Source organism: Arthrobacter sp. UNCCL28, from assembly GCF_900102805.1.
GTDB classification, from domain to species: domain Bacteria; phylum Actinomycetota; class Actinomycetes; order Actinomycetales; family Micrococcaceae; genus Arthrobacter; species Arthrobacter nicotinovorans_A.
In genome coordinates this window covers 746208-768119 of the sequence record NZ_FMWE01000001.1, presented here as the reverse complement: position 1 = coordinate 768119, position 21912 = coordinate 746208, and the positions used below count along the sequence as shown (strand labels likewise).

Annotated in this window: 15 protein-coding genes; 3 read left to right on the top strand and 12 right to left on the bottom strand. The window is 61.0% G+C overall.

Going from position 1 to position 21912, the window contains the following annotated elements; translation table 11 throughout:
• Positions 1-211: 211 nt before the first annotated feature.
• Positions 212-3547: a chitobiase/beta-hexosaminidase C-terminal domain-containing protein gene (locus tag BLQ01_RS03430; protein WP_091550124.1), complete on the top strand. Its 3336-nt coding sequence runs from the start codon at positions 212-214 to the stop codon at positions 3545-3547.
• Between the two features lie 65 nt (positions 3548-3612).
• Here the strand turns inward: BLQ01_RS03430 and BLQ01_RS03425 are convergent, their stop codons facing one another.
• The 10 genes from BLQ01_RS03425 to BLQ01_RS03380 form a co-directional block, all read right to left on the bottom strand.
• Complete coding sequence (locus tag BLQ01_RS03425; protein WP_026540071.1) at positions 3613-4569, bottom strand: glycosyltransferase family 2 protein; 957 nt, start codon at positions 4567-4569, stop codon at positions 3613-3615.
• Positions 4570-4572: 3 nt separating this feature from the next.
• The gene (locus BLQ01_RS03420; protein WP_026540070.1) at positions 4573-5058 is read right to left on the bottom strand and encodes a GtrA family protein; all 486 of its coding nucleotides are present in this window, start codon (positions 5056-5058) and stop codon (positions 4573-4575) included.
• Between the two features lie 2 nt (positions 5059-5060).
• Positions 5061-7169, bottom strand: a complete 2109-nt coding sequence (locus BLQ01_RS03415; RefSeq protein WP_091550123.1) for a DUF6541 family protein — start codon at positions 7167-7169, stop codon at positions 5061-5063.
• A gap of 72 nt (positions 7170-7241) precedes the next feature.
• Entirely contained in the window at positions 7242-7973 is a 732-nt protein-coding gene (locus BLQ01_RS03410) for an ABC transporter ATP-binding protein (RefSeq protein WP_026540068.1), read from the bottom strand.
• On the bottom strand, positions 7974-8831 hold the full coding sequence (locus BLQ01_RS03405) for an ABC transporter permease (RefSeq protein ID WP_026540067.1): 858 nt from the start codon (positions 8829-8831) through the stop codon (positions 7974-7976).
• Between the two features lie 2 nt (positions 8832-8833).
• Positions 8834-10837, bottom strand: coding sequence for a glycosyltransferase (locus tag BLQ01_RS03400; protein WP_091550121.1), 2004 nt, complete (start codon positions 10835-10837; stop codon positions 8834-8836).
• On the bottom strand, positions 10834-12018 hold the full coding sequence (glf, locus tag BLQ01_RS03395) for a UDP-galactopyranose mutase (protein ID WP_026540065.1): 1185 nt from the start codon (positions 12016-12018) through the stop codon (positions 10834-10836). Before glf ends, BLQ01_RS03400 begins: the two co-directional genes overlap by 4 nt.
• 186 nt (positions 12019-12204) lie before the next feature.
• On the bottom strand, positions 12205-13191 hold the full coding sequence (locus BLQ01_RS03390) for a Gfo/Idh/MocA family protein (RefSeq protein WP_026540064.1): 987 nt from the start codon (positions 13189-13191) through the stop codon (positions 12205-12207).
• Positions 13191-14282: a DegT/DnrJ/EryC1/StrS family aminotransferase gene (locus tag BLQ01_RS03385; protein ID WP_026540063.1), complete on the bottom strand. Its 1092-nt coding sequence runs from the start codon at positions 14280-14282 to the stop codon at positions 13191-13193. The genes BLQ01_RS03390 and BLQ01_RS03385 overlap by 1 nt, the downstream gene beginning before the upstream one ends.
• Positions 14279-14869: an acyltransferase gene (locus BLQ01_RS03380; RefSeq protein ID WP_223943353.1), complete on the bottom strand. Its 591-nt coding sequence runs from the start codon at positions 14867-14869 to the stop codon at positions 14279-14281. Before BLQ01_RS03380 ends, BLQ01_RS03385 begins: the two co-directional genes overlap by 4 nt.
• A 216-nt stretch (positions 14870-15085) precedes the next feature.
• Here BLQ01_RS03380 and BLQ01_RS03375 point away from each other — a divergent pair, with 216 nt between their 5' ends.
• The gene (locus tag BLQ01_RS03375; protein WP_091550120.1) at positions 15086-19252 is read left to right on the top strand and encodes an FtsK/SpoIIIE domain-containing protein; all 4167 of its coding nucleotides are present in this window, start codon (positions 15086-15088) and stop codon (positions 19250-19252) included.
• A gap of 18 nt (positions 19253-19270) precedes the next feature.
• Here BLQ01_RS03375 and BLQ01_RS03370 read toward each other — a convergent pair whose 3' ends face one another.
• Positions 19271-19771, bottom strand: a complete 501-nt coding sequence (locus tag BLQ01_RS03370; RefSeq protein WP_026540060.1) for a hypothetical protein — start codon at positions 19769-19771, stop codon at positions 19271-19273.
• A 238-nt stretch (positions 19772-20009) separates the two neighbouring features.
• On the opposite strand from BLQ01_RS03370, the gene BLQ01_RS03365 reads away from it, so the two are divergent.
• A complete protein-coding gene (locus BLQ01_RS03365; RefSeq protein WP_003804966.1) occupies positions 20010-20258 on the top strand; it encodes a WhiB family transcriptional regulator in 249 nt (82 codons plus the stop codon).
• A 161-nt stretch (positions 20259-20419) separates the two neighbouring features.
• On the opposite strand, the gene BLQ01_RS03360 is transcribed toward BLQ01_RS03365, so the two are convergent.
• Positions 20420-21889 (bottom strand): sensor histidine kinase, encoded by a 1470-nt coding sequence (locus tag BLQ01_RS03360; RefSeq protein ID WP_026540059.1) that lies wholly within the window; start codon positions 21887-21889, stop codon positions 20420-20422.
• Positions 21890-21912: the final 23 nt, after the last annotated feature.

Genomic DNA, 21912 nt, shown 5'->3' with positions numbered 1-21912 from the left:
AAAATTGGTGGAAGATGTACGTAGACGCAGCCGGAAACGGCGTGGGGCGAATAACCAATGCATGCGGAGCTGGGGAGCATCCGAATGAAGTGGGGATCCCTCGGTGGACACGCGCAATCGCAGTGTTCTTCAGCTTGGTTTGGCATGTCTTGCCTTCGCCGGTCGCTCAAGAACCGCTCATAAAACTCCTCGTCACCTTTCAGCAGGCCCGGTGGGCGGAAGCCGGCAACGCAACAAGCTCACGGCAATTCTGGCAACGGCCAGCCTGGCAACGGCGGCGCTTACCGGGGTGCTGACGGCGGGCCCGGCTTTTGCGGACCAAGCACGGCAAACTGTGGCCACCGGTCTGACCAATGCTGCCGGCACTGTGGTGGATCCTGCCGGACGCCTGTGGGTTTCCGATGCACGCGCAGGATTCTGTCGCGTAACAGAGGCATCCGGTGCAACCGCGGGTGGACTGGAAACAAACACCTGCCTGGGCGGGACACTTCCAGGTCACGCCAATGGTCCGGCCCTGGCCGGTACGCCGGCCATGATCGATCCCTCCCCTGCCAGCCACGGCAATGGCGACGAAATAGCGTTCATTCCGGATGCCGCCGTCGGAAGTTCCGACGTCGTACGGGCGCTCTGGAATACTGGCAGCGGGCTGTTCAAATACGACGGTGCCCTCACCATCTTTGACGGCGACCTGCGGCCAAACGCCGTCAGCGACGGTCCGGACGGCAATATCTACCTCTCGTTCGCCAACGCCCGGTCGATCGTGAAGATCGTGGACCCCACGGCGCTGCATCCGAGCATCGAATCCATCGCATCGGTAAACTCCAAATCCCTCAGCCTTGCGGCCACGCACCGCAACAGCGCGGGGAATGTTGTGGTGTACGTCGCCGAAACTACCGGCCTGACAGTATTTACGGCTCCGGACGACGGTGTCCTGACCAACTATGTCCCGACGCCCCTCTATAACGTCGGTAAGCCGACGGCGATCTTCTACGACTGGCAATCACCCCTGGTCCTCTACACGGGAACCGGCGGTGGAACAACCACAGCTGATGCCGGCAAGGACACGATCACCAGGATTGACCTGAGCACGGACACCGTCAACAACCAATGGGCCCTCGGCTTCAGCAAGATCGGTGGCCTGGCCATGCGTGATGGCAAACTCCTGGTCATGGAAGACCCGGGACAGCTGGATCCCGCGAAGCCCGCTGAACGCGGCAGGCTGCTCACCTTGGGAGGCGTTGTTCCATCCATCGTCAGCGGTCCGACGGCGGCAAACGGAACCCAGGCTGCCAACCCCGCCTTCACCAACGATTCCACGCCAACGTTCACGGTAGCCTCAACACCTCCGGGCGGCGCGCTCGAATGCAGTCTTCAGCTCAGCACCGCGACGCCGGTGTGGCAGGTGTGCACCGGCGGAACGTTTACACCGTCCACGGCTCTGGCCAACGGGGCCTACACGTTCTCAGTGCGGGCGGCACCAACCGGCCTCCCGGTATCACGGGCATTCACTGTCGACGTCACGGCTCCTGCAGCCCCGGTTATCACCTCACCTACTGCCAACGCAACCGTCAACGGCTCGCCTGTCCTGGGGGTCACTTCAGATACCGACTCGACCCTGTCCTGCTCGGTGGATTCCACCACGGCCTTTACAGCCTGCAGCAACGGACAGGTCCTGACCCTGGCCACAGCAGGTCAACATGTGCTGCGGGTTCGGGCCACGGACATGGCAGGCAACGTCAGCCCCGTCGCCTCTGTGACCGTGACTGCCGATCTGACCGCACCCCAGGTATCGATCAGTTCGCCGGCAGAAGGAGCAACGGTGGGCATCTCGCCCTCATTCGCCTTCGCTTCAACTGCTACGGACATTGCTGGATTCCGGTGCAAGCTGGGCTCAAATGCCTACACGGCCTGCACCTCGCCCAAGGCCTACACCAACGTTCCAAGCGGTCCCGTCAGCTTCACGGTTGAAGCAAGGGACAACGCAGGAAATACCGCTACTGCCACGAGGAACGTCACGGTGTTTGCCGCCGACACGGCTCCGCCGGTTGTCACTGCGGATCCGGTTGCCGGCACCTACGGCACCGGTAAGTCCATCACGTTGTCAGTCAATGAAGCCGCCACCATTTATGTCACCACAGATGGTACGACGCCTACGACGTCGAGTCCGGTGTACTCCGGCCCTCTTCCCTTGACCTCCCTGACCCTTAAGTACTTTGCAAGGGATACGGCAGGAAACTCCTCGGCCGTCGCAACCCAGACCTACGTGCTGGACAACACTGCACCCACCCTGACCGTGGCGCCGGCCGCTGGAGGATACGCCTCGGGACAACCAGTGACCATGTCATCGAGCGAACCGGGCAGCATCTTCTACACCACCGATGGCAGCACGCCGGCGACATCTGCCACGGGAAGCACGTCTGCCTACACCAACCCGATCGTGCTGACCGGCAACACCACAGTGAAAGCCGTTGCTGTGGACGCCTACGGAAATGCCTCCGCACTAGCCACACGGGTCTACACGGTGCTGGACACAACACCTCCGGTGGTTACGGTGGCACCGCCTGCGGGCAGCTACCCCGCCAACCAGCAAATCACCCTGACGGCAAATGAGGCGGGTGCCAGCATCTACTTCACTACCAACGGCACGAATCCTACGGCTACAGCAGCCAACAAGTACTCCACGGCCATCACGTTGACCGCTGCCATGACGCTGAAGTACTTTGCCGTTGACACCTCGAACAACAGTTCGGCCATCGCAACGCAGGCCTACACCGTGACTGCACCGCCGACGAATACCTGGAAGGACTACACCGGTGATGCAAAGAACGACGTCGTGGCACGCGACAACGCAGGAACCCTGTGGCTCTACCCGGGCAACGGTGCCGGAGGTTGGTTGACCCAGCGCTCGCTCGGCACCGGCTGGAACTCATTGAATGCGATCGTCCCCACCAAGGACTTCAATGGGGACGGACGCAGTGACGTCCTGGCACGGGACACCAACGGCGTCCTGTGGCTCTACCCTGGGAATGGGTCAGGAGGCCTCCAGCCCCGGGTTCAGGCCGGCACAGCCTGGGCAGGCATGACACTGATACTGGCACCGGGCGACTTCAGCGGCGACGGAAAGGCCGATGTCATCGCCAGGGACTCTGCCGGAATCCTGTGGCTTTACCGAGGGAACGGCACCGGCGGCTTCGCTTCGAGCGCCCAAATCGGCACCGGATGGAATTCCATGAATGCCATCCTGAGCACCGGTGACTTCAACGGCGACAGCAAGACCGATGTCCTGGCCCGTGACACCTCGGGGATCCTCTGGCTCTACCCCGGAAACGGCACCGGCGGCTGGCTCAGCCGGGTCCAAGTCGGTAGCGGCTGGAGTGGAATGACCGCAATCCTCGGACCGGGCGATTTCAACGGAGACGGCAAGAATGACGTCCTCGCACGTGACGCCGGCGGCAACCTGTTCCTGTACCCAGGGAACGGGACGTCCGGGTGGCTCTCCCGCAGCCAGGTGGGCTGGGGCTGGGGAGGTTTCACTTCCCTGCCGTAGGGAGGTGGGACAACGAGGGGCCCGGACGCTGATGCGTCCGGGCCCCTCCTTGATTCAGCACATGCTTAGGTTCGTTCCTTCATCGGATGCATGGTGGGCCTGTTCGGGCTTGCCTGGATATCCAATTGCAGGGAGACCAGCAGCATCTGGACGCCAAGGACAAAGGGAACCACAGCCAGCATCACTGATCCCGCCGTCGGTGATCCAACGCTTGCTGCAAGCACCCAGATACCGGCCACAAGGCCCATGACGATGAGGGCAATACCGGCGATCAGCAGGAGGGCAACTGCGGAGAACGACCACACCATGTACTTCCACCAGATACGGCGCCAGAAGCCGCCAAAAAGCATGGCAAGAAGTTCAGGAATGACTTTGCGGAGCTTGATGCTGGAGACTTCGTTGCCGTAAACAGCCGGAATCGGAACGTCCACGATCGGAACATCAAGGATGTTGAGGTGGATCAGGAGATCGTTTTCGAAGCTGTAGCGGGCTGCCACCTTATTCATGGGGAGGCGGCGCAGGACCTCGGTGCGAATGGCCGTGTAGCCGTTCTGCGGGTCGAAGATGTGCCAGTAGCCCGAAGCAAGCTTGGTCATGAAGGACAACACAATGTTGCCGAAGATCCGGTAACCCGGCATCCCCGCGAATGATTCACCTGAGAAGAAGCGATTGGCTTTGGCGAATCCGTAACCATCCACCACCGGGTCAAGGAGCTGGGGCAGGTAGTCCGGATCCATCTGGGCGTCACCGGCCATTACCACGTTGATGTCGGCCCCCAGTTCCATGGCGGCCTTGTGCGCCGTCAGGACAGCACCACCAACACCCTGGTTGACTTCGTGGCGGATCAAGGTGACCCTCCCGTCGTCGGCGCGACGTGCAGCCCCCGAGGTATCGTCCGGGCTGCAGTCATCGACGATCACGATGTCATCAACAAAATCAGGCATCGTTTCGATGACCTGTGCAATGTGGTTTTCTTCTTTATAGGCCGGTACTACCGCGGCAATTCGAACGCCTCGATACATCGATTATCCTTCGCTGCTGTTTGGTGTGAGTTTCGGTGTTGGCGCGTCGGTATCCGACTGGCCATCTGAGAGTTCGCTGCCGCTGTCCGTTTGCTTCTTTTGCGGGAAGACCCAGTGCTTGTAAATAAAGTAGTTCCATCCCATGGTCACGATGGTCGCCACCACTTTACCCACCACGTATCCGGCACCGATGAACTGGAACAGCTCAACTATGCCCATCACGGCGAGGGTGTTGAAAACCAGCAGCCCTGAGTAACGGAGGACGCCGCCCAAAGCTGTTCCTCCGCCGTTGAAGGCAAAGTGTCGCTGCAGGAAGTAGTTGAAGAAGAAGCTGCCCCAGAAGCCTGCGCCGGTCGCCAGCCATAGCGGCCATCCGAAGACCTGGTAGCACAGGGCCAGCAGACCGAGGTCCAGGAGGAAGCTCAGGCCGCCGATCAGGAGGAACTTGAACAGGCTGGACGCCAGGAACTTGGAGATGAATGCCTTCATAATCAGCAGATCCTTCCGAGCGGTGCAATGCCATCGGGGTTCCGGTTCTCGAGGATCCCCGCGACACCATCGAGTTGGATCCGGTCCTTGGCAGCGGCGTCAAATGCTTCTTTGCCTCCGGGCAGCTGCGACCAGTCGATCTTGTACAGCGCAGCATTGCCTTCCCGGACAACAAGTTGAAGGTAGGGAATGGAGTCAGGCTGGGTCAGTCCCGCCTTTGGCTCGTCCCACGCCCGGATCCGGCCATCGGCAATGTACACCCATTCAATGCCCAATTCAGCGGCTGCGTCCCGCACCTCTGAATCCGTGGCAAGCTCGGGAAGCTTTTGAAGCACCAACAACTGGCGGTTCGTGGGAAGGATTTCGAAGTGGCGGATCATGGGCATGCGGTTGCCCAGTGCGTACATCCAGACTGAACCGTCACAGGAGTCGTTCAGGACGGTGGCATCCTGCGGCACGTACTGGTCCATCTTGCTGAGCAGCCCCACTTCGGAGGCGCTCAACGTGGCACCGTCCGCCTTGGTATTGATGTTGATGCGTTGGGCGTTTTGCTTGAAATAAGGGATGGCCGCGATACCACTGACAAGGAGCACTGCAGCGGCGGCAACTGCAGTCACCACGTGGCTTGGCCTGCGGCCGGCTTTGCTTCCATCCGCAGTGGAGCCAGCCGACCTGCTGCGCACCTTTCCAATCAGCCAGGCAATGCCCTCGGCAAGCTGCGCTACTCCCAAGCCCGCAAGAGGCACCAGTAGCATGACGAGGATGCCGAAAATACGCCATTGGTCGTCGTAGAACGGGGCTGTCAGGGTCATGAAGCGCGGGTTGTCCGTTCCCATGGTGTAAACCGAGAGGAAAGCGAAAGCCAGGACAGGACCGAAGTACCACCACATCCGGATTCTGAGTACTACCGCCAGGCAGCCGAGCGCCACAAGGGCCGTCAGGATCGGCATGGCCATGGAACCGTGGTTCAGGAAGATGATGTTTTGGATTGCGCCGTTGCGGTCGGTGTCCGCGGCCCAAACCTGCTTGGAGACGCGTTCTGATTCCTTCAGCATCTGGGCGATGATCGGCCAGCCAAGGACCACTGCCAGAACACCGGAGACTGCAAGGTAAACGGTGATGCCAAGGATCCTGCCCTTGCGGCGGATCAGGGCGGAAAGCAACCAGAAAATCAGTACGGGGAGCACCACGAAGGCGAGCGAAGGATGGACTGCTATCAGTCCTACCGCTCCGAAGGCTATGCCAGGGATCCAGAACTTCTGCCGTTCCACTGCCCCTCTGACTGCAAGCAGGGCAAACGGGCCCACCAGCAGCATGCCTGCAAAGAATGGAATCAGCGGCCCACGCCAGAGGAGATCGTACGGGTATACGGTAAACCAGCCGGAAACGGCTGCGGCTGCAGCCAGGGCAACCGGACGGCGGGTGACCAGCATGGTCAAGGCCATGGTGCTCAAGGGGAGTTGAACTGCCATCATCACCAGGACAAAGACATTCAGGAATACCGGGATGCTGACGCCGCTCATCGGCCAGAAAAGCGACAACACCGCATGGAAGGCAATCGGGTAGCTCCGGATCGGAGCCTCAGGAATTGTGGTGTCGTAGTAGGCAAAGTTGCCGGCGACACTCGGATCCCATTCGTGGTTCACCGAAATTAGCCGGATCATGTTGGCGTGCCAGGGAATATCCCAGTCCTGGTTGATCCCCTGGAGGCCTTCGGTACCCACGATCCATGAGACCGCCGCAACAACACCGCCGGCGGCCAGGCCAGCGAGGAGGATCCACCACGAGCCCTTAAAGCCCTGTTTTCCGAAGACAGGCGGCTGGGCAGGGACCCCGAACTTATCCGGGAAATAGCGCCTCAGCGCAATCCTCACAGCAAACAGGAGCGCAGACAGGACCAGCAGGACAGCAGTCACCGGAAGCAACTGCCAGCTCAGTCCCAGCGCGTTGCCCATGACACCGATGACGGTCAAAACGCCCATTCCCAGCAACGGTGCCACTACGGGGAGCAATACGCGGCGAACACCCAAGGCTTCGCCCAGGATCCAGCCTGGACCCCACCACAACACAACGATCAGGAGTACACACAACAGCAGCGGGCCGATACCCATTCCTACGATCGCCTTTCTTAGATGCTTCCACCAGCCATCCGTTGACAGACGACTCTTTGCAATTGGACGCGGTTAGTTACGTTCCCGCAGCCACGCCACAGCTTGATCGGCCGGGCCCTCGAACTGGACTGTGCCGGAGGACAACACCACGCCCCGATCGCAGATCCGGGAAATCATGTCGAGGTCATGGCTGACCACAACCAAAGTGCGCCCCTCGTCCGAGAGCTGCTTGATTTTCGCCAAGCACTTCCTCTGGAAAGGTTCATCACCCACGGCAAGGATTTCATCTACGAGGAAAATGTCCGGCTGGGTGTGAACTGCCACTGCAAAGGCGAGGCGGAGGAACATCCCCGAGGAATAGAACTTAACTTCGGTATCGATGAACTGTTCGATCTCGGAAAAGGCGACGATGTCGTCGAACTTCTCTTGGATCTCCTGCTCCGTCATACCCAGGATGGCGGCGTTGAGGTAGACATTTTCACGCCCGGACAGGTCCGGGTGGAAACCGGCGCCTACCTCGATCAAGCCGGCAACCCTGCCTTTGGTTCGTACAGTCCCCTGGTCGGGCAGGATGACTCCGGAAATGAGCTTCAAAAGCGTGGACTTACCCGAACCGTTGAAGCCCAGCAACGCCACGGTCTCGCCCGGCTGGATCTCAAAACTGACATCATGCAGGGCATCGAACTTCTTGGTGAGGTCCCCCTTGCGCCCCTTCACCAGCCACACCAGCGTTTCCTTCAAGGAGTGCGAATGGCGGAGGTTGAAGGTCTTCTTCAGGCCCTTGACGATTACTGCAGCACCCATTTAGACCTCCTGCGCAAAGTGGCCCTCGAGCCGTCGGAAGACGATCTGGCCAATAACAAGGAACAGCGCCGCCATGCCCAGGCCGATGAAGCCGGTCACCAGGAGGTGCGGGGGCAATTCGACTGGCTGATTGACGGTGGGGTACCAAAACGCCCAATGGAACAGTTCCACCGCAACGGTAATGGGGTTCAGCTGGTAGATCGTCAAGACCCACGGAGCTGCCAAGCGGCGGATCATGGTCCAGTCGTACAGAACCGGCGATGTCCAGGTGACGATCATCATCAGCATGTCGACGATGTTCTCAGCGTCCCGGAAAAAGACATTGATGGCACCGGCCAGCAGTCCGAGGCCGGTAGCCGTGACAGCCACGATGACGAACCCCAGGAGGGCGCCAAAGAGCTGCATGAGGTCCGGATGCCATCCGCTAAGGAGGGCTGCGGCCAGCAGAACGATCAACTGCGGCAGGAAGTGCACGGCGGCCACCCATACGGAGGCCACTGGGAACAGCTCACGCGGAAGATAAATCTTCTTGACCAGCGCCGCGTTCGACACGATGGATCGGGTGGCGTTCGAGAACGCCTCGGAGAAGAAGTTGATCACAATGACGCCGGAGAACATGTAAAGCGCGTAGTTGGGAATTTGGTCCCCAACGCGCAACACGATGCCCAAGGCGAAAAACAGGACCACGTACTGGACCAGCGGCTTGACGTAGGACCACGCCAAACCCAGCACCGAGCCGCGATAGCGGACACGGAGCTCCTTGCGGACAATCAGTTTGAGCAGGTACCGCCGGCGGTAGACGTCCAGCAGTCCGGCGCCCACCCCCGGAACTGCATACGTATCAGTGGAGTTCGACATCGCTACTTGCCGGGCTCCGACTTTTCAAAGGTTTCCCGCCAGGAGTCCATCGACGTGATCTCAGGAAGGGCTTCACGATACTGCGCACGCAGGGACTCCCAATTGGAGAAGAGCTGGGCGTGCAGTTTTGCCGATTCCACCACGAGCTGGCGGGCCAGCTTGGGGTCACGCAGGTGCCAGGAAGCTCCCGTGCCGTCCGCGTTGGACACGACGGCGCTGTCCAGGTGCGCCAGGCTCCACCATTTTCCATCCTGGTGCGCTACCTGCGCCTCAGGGTTCTCCTTGGCGGAGTCACGCACAGGGGCCAGGGTTTGCTTCAGGACGGTCTTCACAGCCCAGGGCAGCAGGCCAAGTGCGCCGGGCTGCTTGTAGGACTGGGGTTTCTTGGGCGGACGCTTACGGAAGACCTCCGGGAAGGCCCCTGGATCCGTCTTGACCTGGGAGTCCTGGAATTCCTCGCGCATTGCGCGCAGTTTGGGCATGGTGGTGGGCAACTGCTGGTGCAGTTTGCCTGGCCCCTCGAGGACGTCACGCAGGGCCATGATCCGCGCCTGCTCAGGGTAATACTGCATGGACACCAAGTGCTTGACATCCGTGTTCAAGCTTTCGCGCAGGATCCGTCCGCCCTTGGGGAACGGTGAGTGCAGGAGCGTCGCGATGAGCCTGTTGCGCTCGTGGTAGTAGGCCTGCCAGTCAACTGAATCGTCCTTGTCGGCCCAGGAGACGTGCCAGACCGCTGCACCGGGGAGAGTGACCGTGGGGTATCCGGCAGCCCGGGCGCGCAGTGAGTATTCAGCGTCATCCCACTTGATGAAGACGGGGAGGGAGAGGCCAATGGTCTCCACCACGGTCTTGGGGATAAGGCACATCCACCAGCCGTTGTAGTCAGCATCCCAGCGCCTGTGCAGCTGGGGGGTGGACCGCAGGCCGGCAGATGAGAAGTCATGGTTGCCCAGGCCCTCTACGGGGCCCCACAGGAAGCGGTAGAAGTTCACTACCTCGGAGTAGGCATGCAGTACTGACTTGTTGTACATGTCAAACATGTGGCCACCAACAATGGTGGGCTTGCGGCAGAGGTCAGCGAACGCCACGGCGCGCATGACGCCCTCGGTCTCTAGCTCAATGTCATCGTCAAGCAGCATGACGTAGTCGCTCTTGTCGGAAACGACCATCTCGTACATGTTGCGGGCGAAGCCCCCGGAGCCACCGAGGTTGCCCTGGTTGATGATCCGGAGCTGGTCACCCATGGACGCTGCGACGGCATCGAATCCGGCTTCGTCGGCGACCTTCTTGTTGCCTTGGTCCACGATGATCAGCTCGGCGAGGATCTCCCTCAAGCCGGCGTCGGCGTCGATCGACTTGATCGTCTCGAGGCAGTAGTCTGCGCGGTTGAACGTGGTGACGCCCAGCGTCACGCGGCCCTGGGGGCGTCCGTCATCCGGAACCGACCAGTGCGCACTGTTCAGTGTCATGCCATCGCCGCCGGCGATGAGGTCGAACCAGTACCAGCCGCCGTCGCCAAATGGCGCCAACGTCAACTCAAAGTCATTGCTGGCCGTGCCCTCAACGAGGATGGAGTCAACACGCTGCGAGGCGCCGCGTGCGTTGGAGCGGTAAACAATGACCGTCCCCTCGCCCTCTGTTTCAAGATGCAGGACTGTCTTGGTGGCAACGGTCCACTTCCGCCAGTAACTGGCCGGAAAAGCGTTGAAATAGGAGCCAAAGGAGAGCCGCTCGCCTCGGCGGACCTGCACGGAACCACGGCCCAGGATGTCCTCGGGGTGCAGCTTCCGCGTCATGCCAACGGCCTGCACGACGGCGCTGCTGTCGCCATCTTCCTTTTTCACCGTGCTGGTGTCCGGGTCGACGTACAGGGGAAGGGTGTCGAGGTCGCGGTTGGCGGGGAAAACAACACGCTGAACTATGCGCAGGTTTTCCTTGGCCGGTGCCAGGTCATCCGTGGTGGTCATCGCAGTCTTCTGACTTTCGTTCGTAGTAGCCGTCATGCGTCCACTCCCCCGCTTTCAAGCTTGGCGCCGCCAGTGAAGTGCGGCTTGATCTTGTTGTCGTACATGGAAAGGGCAGAGCCAATGGCCATGTGCATGTCGAGGTACTTGTAAGTTCCCAAGCGGCCGCCGAAGAGGACGGACTTCTCGCCGCGGGCAAGGTCACGGTAGGCGAGCAGCTTCTGGCGGTCATCAGAGGTGTTGACCGGGTAGTACGGCTCATCGCCCTTTTCAGCGAAGCGTGAGAACTCGCGCATGATGACCGTTGCGTCCTTGGTGTAGTCACGCTCAGGGTGGAAGTGGCGGAACTCGTGGATGCGCGTGAAAGCTGCATCAGCGTCCGGGTAGTTCATCACAGAACAGCCTTGGAAGTCCTCAATGGGAAGTACTTCTTCTTCGAGGTCGATGGTGCGCCATGACAGGTCGCCCTCGGCGTAGTCGAAGTAGCGGTCCACCGGGCCGGTGTAAATGACGGGAACCTGGCCAAGAACGGAAGACCGGCCATATTCGCCGTCGTCGAAGAAGTCCGTGTTCAGGACGACCTCGATGTTGGGGTGGTCCGCCATCCGCTCAATCCAGGCTGTGTAACCGTCAACCGGGAGACCTTCATAGGTGTCGTTGAAGTACCGGTTGTCATAGTTGTACCGGACTGGAAGCCGGGAAATAATTTCAGCGGGCAGGTCCTTGGGATCCGTCTGCCACTGCTTGCCTGTGTAGTGCTTGATGAAAGCCTCGTACAGGGGGCGGCCAATCAGCTGGATGCCCTTGTCGTTGAGGTTCTGCGGATCGGTACCGGCCAATTCACCGGCCTGCTCCGCGATGAGTGCTTTCGCTTCGGTGGGGCTCATTGCCGACCGGAAGAACTGGTTGATGGTGCCCAGGTTGATGGGCATCGGGTACACCTCGCCTTTGTGGCTGGTGTACACCTTGTGCTGGTAGCTCGTGAACTGGGTGAAGCGGTTCACGTATTCCCAAACGCGTTCATTCGACGTGTGGAAGAGGTGTGCACCATAGCGGTGGACCTCGATTCCCGTCTGCGCTTCGTTCTCGCTGTAGGCGTTTCCTCCAATATGGTGGCGGCGATCGAGCACCGCGACCTTCAGCCCCAACTCGGTAGCGGCGCGTTCTGCAATGGTCAGGCCAAAGAAACCCGAGCCGACGACGACGAGATCAGCGTTCACAAACTCTCCTGTGTATTGGCGTGCGGGCACAGAAATGCCCACGTCTACTGGTCAAGGCTACCCGACATGACGCGGGTTCCCTGTATCCGGGGCGGGGCATGGTGGCGACGGGCCGCACCGGGAAACGGCAAGGGGAGGTTGGCCGGCGGCCAACCTCCCCTTGGTGCTTTGCTTGATCCGGAGTGCTCAGAGAGTGATGACTGAGCCGGATTTCGCGGATTCCAAAACGGCCTCTGCGACCCTCAGGGTCTCAAGGCCTTCTGCCATGGTGACGATGTTCAGCGACTTTCCGAGAACTGCATCACGGAATGCCTCATGCTCCATTTTGAGGGGTTCCCGCTTGGCAAGCGCAAAGCGAGTCGAGGATCCCTCGGATACTCCACGGAACGCCGCGACGGAATCCCAGTCCGTCTGGAACGTACCGTTCTCCACGAAGGTCAGATCCGCGGAAATGGTGTCAGCAATGAACGCTCCGCGTTCACCGAGAACCACTGTGGTGCGTTCCTTCATGGGCGACAACCAGTTGACGATGTGGTTGGTCACAACACCACTCTTGAGGTGGCCGATGGCCGTGACCATATCCTCATGCTCGCGGCCGCTGCGGGACGTAGTGTGGGCAACGACATTGACGAAGTTGCTCTGGGCCAGCCAGGCCGTGAGGTCAATGTCATGGGTTGCGAGGTCCTTGACCACGCCGACATCGGCGATGCGGGCCGGGAACGGTCCCTGGCGCCGCGTGCTGATCTGGTAGACGTCGCCCAGGTCCCCGTTCTCCAACCGGTCCCGGAGGCTTTGCAGGGACGGGTTGAACCGCTCAATGTGCCCGACGGCGCCGATGAGGCCCCTGGATTCAAAGGCTTCAGAAATGCGCCGGCCGGACTCGGAATCATTTGCGATCGGTTTCTCCACGAGGCAATGAACGCCAGCCTCGGCGAGCTGGAGTGCCACTTCCTCGTGCAGGATGGTGGGCACTGCCGCGACAGCCATGTCGATGCCCTGAGCGATGAGTTCCTCAACCGTGGAGAAGACCGTCAGGCCGTCGGCAACGTTGTGGGGGTCGCCGAAGGAATCGGCTACGGCAACCAAATCAACGCCTTCAAGCTCACGAATGACACGGGCGTGGTGGCGCCCCATCATTCCCAGTCCGATGAGGCCTGCGCGCAGATTTGCCACTAGCTGCCCGCCTTGGCCACAGCGTTGACGGCTGCAACAATCCGGTCCAGGTCATCCTGGCTCAGTGACGGGTGTACCGGCAGCGACAGGACGCTGGCAGCAGCCTCTTCAGTGACGGGGAGGTCATCGGAGGTCTGGAAAGGTGCAAGGCGATGGTTGGGAATCGGGTAATAGACTCCGCAACCGACGTTGTATTCTTCGCGGAGGGCCTTGGCGAAACCGTCGCGGTCTTCAGCGATGCGGATCGTGTACTGGTGGTAGACGTGCTCGTAACCCTCAGCGACCTTCGGCGTGACGACGCCTTCGATGTTCGCGTCAAAGAATGCCGCGTTCTCCTGACGGGTCTTGGTCCAGCCGTTGACCTTGGTCAACTGGACGCGGCCAATGGCGGCATGGATGTTGGTCATCCGGCAGTTGAAACCAACCAGTTCGTTTTCGTACTGGCGCTCCATGCCCTGGTTGCGCAGCAGGCGGAGCCGACGCTCGACGTCGTCCAGTCCAGTGCTGACCATGCCGCCCTCACCGGACGTCATGTTCTTAGTGGGGTAAAGGCTGAACATGGCGAAGTCTCCGAAGGTGCCAACCTTGCGTCCGTTGACCGCTGCGCCATGGGCCTGTGCCGCGTCCTCGAAGACCTTGACGCCGTGCTTGGAGGCAAGGGCGCCAATCGCATCCACGTTAAACGGGTGGCCGTAGAGGTGCACCGGCATAATCGCAGCGGTACGATCCGTGATCTTCGACTCCACGGATGCCGGGTCCAACGTGTAGTGGTCGGGATCAACGTCGGCAAAAACCGGAGTTGCACCCGTCAATGCCACCGAGTTGGCGGTCGCCGCGAAGGTGAAGGACGGAACAATGACCTCGTCCCCAGCGCCGATACCGGCAGCCAAAAGGCCAAGGTGCAGGCCGGACGTGCCGGAGTTAACAGCTACCGCTGCCCTGCCGTCAAGGAGGACCTGGGAGAACTCCTGCTCGAAAGAGGCTACCTCCGTGCCTTGGGCGAGCTGGCCGGAAGCCAACACGGCATCAACGGCCTTGCGCTCTTCATCGCCGATGATGGGTTTGGCGGGGGGAATGAATTCGGGGCTCATGCCTCTACCTCTCGAAGGGTCTCGTTCTGTTCAACATACGTTGCGCCGGTTTCCGGACACACCCAGTTCTCACCGCTGCGCTGCAACGGGAAACCGGCCTTGCCGACCCAGCCATGACGCTTGGCCGGGACTCCGACCATCAAGGCAAAATCCGGGACGTCTTTGGCCACTACCGCTCCAGCGGCAACTGTGGCCCACCGACCAATGGTCACGGGCGCGACGCACACGGCGCGCGCACCGATTGAGGCGCCCTCCCGGATGGTGACGCCAACCGGCTCCCAATCATGGGCGCTCTTCAAGCTGCCGTCGGGGCCTACAGCTCGGGGGTAGGTGTCGTTGGTCAGCACAACTGCCGGGCCAATGAACACACCGGCTTCCAGTTCCGCGGGCTCGTAGACAAGTGCATAGTTCTGGACTTTGCAGTTGTCTCCCATCTTGACCCCGGTGCCGATGTAGGCACCTCGTCCCACGATGCAATTGACGCCTAGCTCGGCCTGCTCGCGGACTTGGGCAAGATGCCAAATCTTTGATCCATCACCAATTACCGCCTTGTCTGAAACATCGGCGCTCTCTGCAACCACTATCACCGGTGAAGGTCCTTCCTCATTGAGCACACGCGACAACGAGATTCATCTTAGCGGAGACACCATGCCGCAGCGTCAAGGGCCATCCGCGAAGATCGATGCCCGTTTGTCCACATACGTCCTGCAAGGGGCTGCGGCGTGGCCGGACCACCCATACGGTCAGGTGTAAGGCCCACAAAGAAGGGCCGGAGTTTCACAGATCAAGGGAAGACGGAAGCCATGACGTTGGAATGCACATTGGTGAGGGGACCGGCGGCTGCGGATTCTTCGGCTCCGGAGGAGCTGACCATCAAGGTCCCGGCGGGTACATCCGGGACCAGGCTTCAGTCAATCCTCGGGGAGGAGCGCGGGACTGGTCCGCTGGAAGTGGATGGACAGGATATATCGGAGATGACAGTAGGCCGTCCTCCCTTGGTGTCCGGCGCAATCATCGTCGATGGCTCTGCACCACGGCAGGCCGCCGCCCCATTGCCCCTGCCCCTGTTATTGCTCGTTCATTCCGGGCCCAGTGCAGGGGCTGTATTCCGTATTCATCGGGGCCGGTTCCGGATTGGCCGCGGCACCGCAGAGATTTCCCTGCCCGATCCCGGCATGTCCAGGGAGCACGCCGTTCTGGATGTTTCCAGCACAGCCATGACCCTTAGCCGGGAAGGTGCCGGCAACCCGACCTTCGTGGATGGGCGGCCTGTCCGGCAGGCCGCCGTGACATCGCAATCAAGAATTCTCTGCGGCAACACCGTATTCTCCGTTACCACGGAGACGAGTCTGCTGCCACAAATTTTCAAGGATGCCGGCCGGTCCGTGGAAGAACCCCTGGAAGTGGCGCATGCCGGCCGGCAGGGAAACCGCGCGGCGATCATTCTTACCGCGATTCTGCCGCTCATCGCGGGCATCGGACTGGCCGTTGCCACAGGAATGTGGATGTATCTGGGATTCACCGCCATCTCGGCGCTCACCCTTCTGGTCCCCTTCATTGCAGGACGGAAGAACCGCCGGGACTGCGCAGCGGCTGTGGCAAGGGCTGCTCAAGAGGATCTGGTTCGCCGGCAACGATGTTCCCCTTCCGCGGCGGAGTTGGCCGTGATGGCATCCGGGGGCTGCACAGCTGCCGCGCCAGATGCCCGGAGCGCACCTGCGGAGCCCGGTTCGTCGTCCTTCCAACCGCCAGGCCGCCTCGCCGGGGCACCCGTACTCGTTGAGCCCGGTACCTGGATACGGCTGGGAACTGCCAACGCCATGGCGAATATCCGGTTGGCACCTGATGATCCAACGTTCAACGCGCCGGAAATCGGATCAGCCGCAGTCACCTTGGACCCGGAACTTCCCACTGTGGTACTTGACGGGCCTCACCACCACGTTGATTCCTTGCTGCGTTTCATGATGATGCAAATGGCCGCCTTCCCTGGTGCTGCACAGACGCCAGTAGTCGTCCTGGGGAGTGTCGGAAGGCTGCCGCTAAGCGCCCGGTTCCTGCCGGGGGTGACACTTGCGACCACATACGAGGCCGCCCTGGCCTCTATTCGCCGGCCGGTGAGCGGTACGCGTGGATTGCTGGTCATCATCGAGCACAATGCAAGCGAAGACAAGAACTCCTTGAAGCTGGTTCTTGGCGCTGCAGAACGGAACGGGTGGCAGGTGGTCCTTTGTGGCCCATCTGATGAACGCTCCGGCCCGCTGATCAAGCTTTCCCACTCCGGGACCAAGGGAACCCTGGAAGTCGCCGGCGAGCGCCGCAACTTCGTTCCGGACCTCGTCCCGATGGGTGTTTTCGATGCGTTCTGCCGCGGCATGTCGTCGCAGGGTCGTCACCAAGGCGCCGTACCCCAACAGTCTGTTCCTGAGCAGTGCGCCTTGGCTGCGCTTCTTCCTTTCGGGACCCGACGGGTTCTTCTTCGCTGGGAAGGGAACGCCAAGGTACCAGGGCTTGCGGCCGTTCTGGGCCAGGACCGCCACGGGCCGTTGACATTCGACTTCAAGCGCGACGGCCCGCACCTCCTGGTGGCCGGCACCACGGGTTCTGGAAAGTCCGAGCTGCTGAGAACCCTGGTGGCATCCATGGCCTTGACGTACTCCCCCGAGCACACCACCTTTCTTTTCATCGATTTCAAAGGCGGCTCCGGATTGCGCCCACTCGCAGGACTGCCCCACTGCGTTGGCCTGTTGACCGATCTTGGCAGGCACCATTTGGATCGGGCCCTTACTTCGCTCCGCAGCGAGATCAGGTACCGCGAGGAGTTGTTCGCCGCCGCTGAAGTCACGGACCTGGACCAATACCACCGCGCGGCGGCGGACAACTATCCTGCGATTCCTCATCTGGTTTTGGTCATCGACGAGTTCCGCATGCTCATTGAGGAGGCTCCCGGCGCCCTCCGCGAACTCATGCGGGTAGCCACCATCGGCCGTTCCCTCGGAATCCACCTCGTCATGGCCACCCAGCGCCCCCAGGGCGCATTGACCGCCGATATCCGGGCAAACGTTGCCTCAAGCATCGCCCTGAGGGTGCAATCCGAAGCGGAGTCCACGGACATCATCAACTCCAAGGTCGCAGCATCGATATCGGCGGACATTCCTGGAAGGGCCTATCTGGTCCGGGCCTCAAGTGTCCCCGAAGAGTTCCAGTCCGCGTCACTGGCAGTTCCCCACGGCACGTTGGTTACTGGTGGTCCCGGAGTTGGCGTTCCGCGGCTGGTCCATGCCACCACCCTCGTACTCAACGGTGGTCCGCTCCAACAAAGCCCGTTGCCGGACCCTCTGCGCGATCAGGCAGATTCAATCGCGGATGAGGGTGTCCGGCAGCTTTTGGCCGCTGTCAAGGACGCATGGCACCGCCACGGCGGTTCCCTCCCCCGCCAACCTGTGGCGGCGCCCTTGCCATCTGCCATTCCCTGGGCCGAAGTTTTGTTCCCCGTGCCCGACACCAAGCTTCCCGTCCACAGGGATGCCACCAGCGCTATTCCCGCCCGCACTGAAACAGAGCCTTGGAGCATTGGTCCATTGGCCTGGGTAGACAAACCGACACGGCAAGTCGTGGAAACCCTGCAATGGTCCCCGACCAAGGACGGGCATCTTGCCATGATCGGGAGCCCTACGAGCGGAATGCACTCCTGCTTCAGGGCGGTTTCGGCCATGCTGGCAACTCAAGGTTCCCAGCCTCATTCCTACGTCCTGGATGGGGCCGGGATACTCGGCGACGTCCTCGGGCAAAGGGAAGTGGGGGCCTTGGCCGGCCTCCATCAGTTGCCGCTTGCTGCTCGCGTCCTGAAGCGCTTTGCCGGGGAAATGGACCGCAGGCGCAACATCAGTGAGTCCGCGAAGACCGACGATCCCCTCGCTTTGATCATCACTGGGTGGTGCTCGTGGGCAACTGCCTTCCGCGCAGGCCCTTCGGCCTGGGCAGAAAGCCTGCTGCAGGACATTGTGCGTGATGGGCGGTCCCTGGGCATCACCGTGTTGATTTGCGGGGAGCGGGAGTTGGTCGGGGCGCGCTTCTTTGCGGCGATTCAGAACCGGGCCTATTTTCCGCTGGGCTCCACCGAGGAGGCGCGGTTCCATTGGCCCCGGCTTACGGAAGTGGAGCCAATTCCAGGGCGGGCCATCGCCACAGGCAACTTCGTAGACGGAGACGTTGTGGTGTCGCAGTTTCTTGACGCCCCGGAGGCGGGACCCTGGCCGTTCGCTCACCTTCCCCTTAAGAAGCCGCCCTTCCGCCTGCGACCACTTCCTGATCGGCTGGACGAACAGGAATTTTGTGATGTTTTGAAGGAGTCCGGCATTACGGTGCGATCTGCCGGAGGAATATCGGACGGTGCACTGTGGATCGGAGTCGGGGGCGACGAAGCATTGCCCGTTTCGCTGCCTCTTCGCTTAAAAGGTTCCAGCATCATCCTTGGCGGCGCCCGGTCTGGAAAAAGCACGGCTTTGGCATCACTGCGTCGCCTGAACCCTGCCGTTTCCTGGGTTGAACCGCCGGTGGGAACGTCTCCGGACCGCTTCTGGTCTACTACCGCACAGGAGGTTGAAAACCTGGACCCGCAGAGTATTTTGTTGGTGGACGACGCCGACTCACTGGGCACCCATGGGCGTCAGGCCATCACTGCCCTGAGCGGGAAGGTCCGGGGCATCGTCATGACGGCCACTCCCGGTCCGGCGCTCATCCAACAACTGCCGCTGGCGCGCGAGCTCCAGACAGCCCGGATGGGGTTGGTTCTTGCACCGGGATCTCCGCACGATGCCGAACTCCTGGGAGTCCGCGTGGAAACGGAGCGCCCAATGCGGCCCGGCCGCGGCTATGTGGTGGAGGGCGGAGACATACTGCCGTTTCAAGCAGTTCTTACATCAGGTGTTCCTGCGATTGGCGACTTCTGTTCCCCAACTGAGGCTCATTAGGTTCCCCAACCGGGCAAGCTAGAGGACCCCGGACGTGCCGCCGGTGCGCGAGGCGTAGGCAATGACGTCCTTGTGGAAAAGGAAAACGATCGCCGCAATGGCGGGGATGATCATGGCCAGACCCGGCACCACGAGACCGCCGGTCATGGTGGGAAAGCCTATGGTGAGGACGAACAACTGAGCCACAAGGGCCGCTGCCCGGGTCCAACGGTATCCACGGAAAAGAAAGTGGCCCACCGCGAACAGCCACACGGAGAAGGCCAAGAGCAGCCCCAGCGTGAAAACGGCGCCCCAGAAGGTCAGCACCGGAGCACCGGTAAGGAGTTGGTACGCGTACCAAGCCGCTGCACCCATCAGGGCCAGGGCTTCGAGAAGGACAACGGCTGAAATTACCGCGACCCCACGGGGCCGACGGCCCGCTGTGGAATTGCTCATTTCGTCGTTTGCCTGCGCATCGGAATTTTCACCCGGCTGCTGTCCGGAAGCGGGCTGGGATGGGTTTACGGGAGGTCTTGACACACTGGCACACTACCGGACATAGTCGTCTAGCAGTGAGGGCACTGGCGGCTGATGTGATGCATCGCTCACGGATTCCGGGCATTTCGACCACTAACACCCCTTGTTTACAAGGCGTTAACATGAAACGCTTGACTCAGACGACCAAGGGGGCCCATGCGGGCCCCTTTCCTTTGGAGCCTCTCGTGAATGTTTTCACAAAAGGCCTATCTAGTTCTCACGAATGGAGTGACTGATCAGCATGGATTGGCGTAACCGCGCAGCCTGCCTCGACAAGGACCCGGAGCTCTTCTTCCCAGTCGGCAACACCGGACCAGCACTTCTGCAAATCGAGGAAGCCAAGAGCGTCTGCCGCCGCTGCCCCGTAGTGGACACCTGCCTGCAGTGGGCGTTGGAGTCCGGACAAGACGCCGGCGTTTGGGGCGGGATGAGTGAAGATGAGCGTCGCGCTCTGAAGCGTCGCGCTGCCCGCGCTCGTCGCGCTTCCTAGACCCAAATACTAAAGAAGGCCGCGGACCATTTGGTCCGCGGCCTTCTTTTGTTAAACCTCGGCGTTGCGTGCGCCCTCCATTATTGGTGGGCAAGGTTCTTTAGTTAAACCTTGGCCCTGTGTGCGCTCCCCCATGTTTCGTGGCCAATCACAGTCAAAAGTCAGGCTCGGGCCAGGTTCAATACGATTTCGACGGCGGTCCCGCCCCCATCGCGCGGGCTCCATTGGATGGATCCACCGAGCTCGCTTGTCACCAGCGTGCGGACAATCTGCAAACCCAGGCCCTCGGTGTACTGACCATCCGGCAAGCCAACACCGTCATCGGCAATGGTCACGGTCAGGAATTCATCATTTCCGTCTCCGTCGGCCCGGTCAGCCAGGAGCCATACGGTCCCTGTGCGCCCCTCAAGGCCATGCTCCACGGCATTGGTTACCAGTTCGTTAATGACCAGGGCCAATGGTGTGGCGAAATCGCTGGGCAGTTCACCGAACAACCCGGAGCGTTCGGTTCGCACCTGCTGGGATGGCGATGCGACCTCGGCTGAGAGCCGGAACTGCCGACCTATCAACTCATCAAAATCAACACTCTGCGTCAACCCCTGGGAAAGGGTTTCATGGACGAGGGCAATGGTGGCCACACGCCGCATCGCTTGTTCCAGGCCCTGCTTCGCTTCGTCGCTGACCATGCGGCGCGATTGCATGCGCAGGAGGGCCGCAACAGTTTGAAGATTGTTCTTTACCCGGTGATGGATCTCGCGGATGGTGGCATCCTTGGTGACGAGCTCCATTTCCCTGCGCCGCAGTTCAGAGACGTCCCGGCACAGGACCAAGGCACCGAAACGGTGTTGTTCATCGCGCAAGGGAATGGCACGCAGGGAAAGGCTGACGCCGCGGGACTCAATCTCGCTCCGCCAAGGCATGCGTCCGGTGACAACCAGTGGCAGTGTCTCGTCCACCATCCGGCGGTCCTTAAGGAGCCCGGCAGTGACTTCGGCCAGTGACCGTCCCTCAAGCGACTCAACTTCGCCGAGTCGCCTGAAAGCCGATACACCGTTGGGGCTCGCGTACTGAACAATCCCCTCGGCGTCCAGTCTGATGAGCCCGTCCCCCACGCGTGGTGCGCCACGGCGTGATCCTGTGGGAGATGCGAAGTCCGGCCAGAGTCCCAGCGTGCCCATGCGGAGGAGATCATAGGCACACTGACGGTACGTCAGTTCCAGCCTCGAGGGCATGCGTGAGCTGGACAAATCCATGTGAGATGTCACGACGGCCAGCGTCCTGCCATTGCGCACCATGGGAACAGCTTCAACACGCAGGGCCATCTCGCTGCTCCAGCTTGTTTCGCTGGAGCGTTCGATCGAGCGGCTGTTCCATGCCTTGTCCACCAGCGGGCGGAGATCGGAACGGATGCCCTCACCCACGAAGTCCGCATGAAACACCGTATGGGATGTCGACGGACGGACGTGGGCGAGGGCTATATAACCGAACTCCGGGTGCGGGAACCACAAAGCAAGGTCCGCGAATGCCAGGTCGGCGACCATCTGCCAGTCACCGACGAGGAGGTGCAGCCATTCGGCATCCCCAGGCCCGAAATCAGCGTGTTCCCTGATGGGGTCTGTAAAGATTGCCACTGCACCTCCATTTGCGACGCCGG

Coding starts and splice junctions, on each gene's coding strand:
- BLQ01_RS03425 (WP_026540071.1), bottom strand. CDS start 4,569: ATGTATCGAGGCGTTCGAATTGCCGCGGTAGTACCGGCCTATAAAGAA.
- BLQ01_RS03420 (WP_026540070.1), bottom strand. CDS start 5,058: ATGAAGGCATTCATCTCCAAGTTCCTGGCGTCCAGCCTGTTCAAGTTC.
- BLQ01_RS03415 (WP_091550123.1), bottom strand. CDS start 7,169: ATGGGTATCGGCCCGCTGCTGTTGTGTGTACTCCTGATCGTTGTGTTG.
- BLQ01_RS03410 (WP_026540068.1), bottom strand. CDS start 7,973: ATGGGTGCTGCAGTAATCGTCAAGGGCCTGAAGAAGACCTTCAACCTC.
- BLQ01_RS03405 (WP_026540067.1), bottom strand. CDS start 8,831: ATGTCGAACTCCACTGATACGTATGCAGTTCCGGGGGTGGGCGCCGGA.
- BLQ01_RS03400 (WP_091550121.1), bottom strand. CDS start 10,837: ATGACGGCTACTACGAACGAAAGTCAGAAGACTGCGATGACCACCACG.
- BLQ01_RS03385 (WP_026540063.1), bottom strand. CDS start 14,282: ATGAGCCCCGAATTCATTCCCCCCGCCAAACCCATCATCGGCGATGAA.
- BLQ01_RS03375 (WP_091550120.1), top strand. CDS start 15,086: ATGACGTTGGAATGCACATTGGTGAGGGGACCGGCGGCTGCGGATTCT.
- BLQ01_RS03365 (WP_003804966.1), top strand. CDS start 20,010: ATGGATTGGCGTAACCGCGCAGCCTGCCTCGACAAGGACCCGGAGCTC.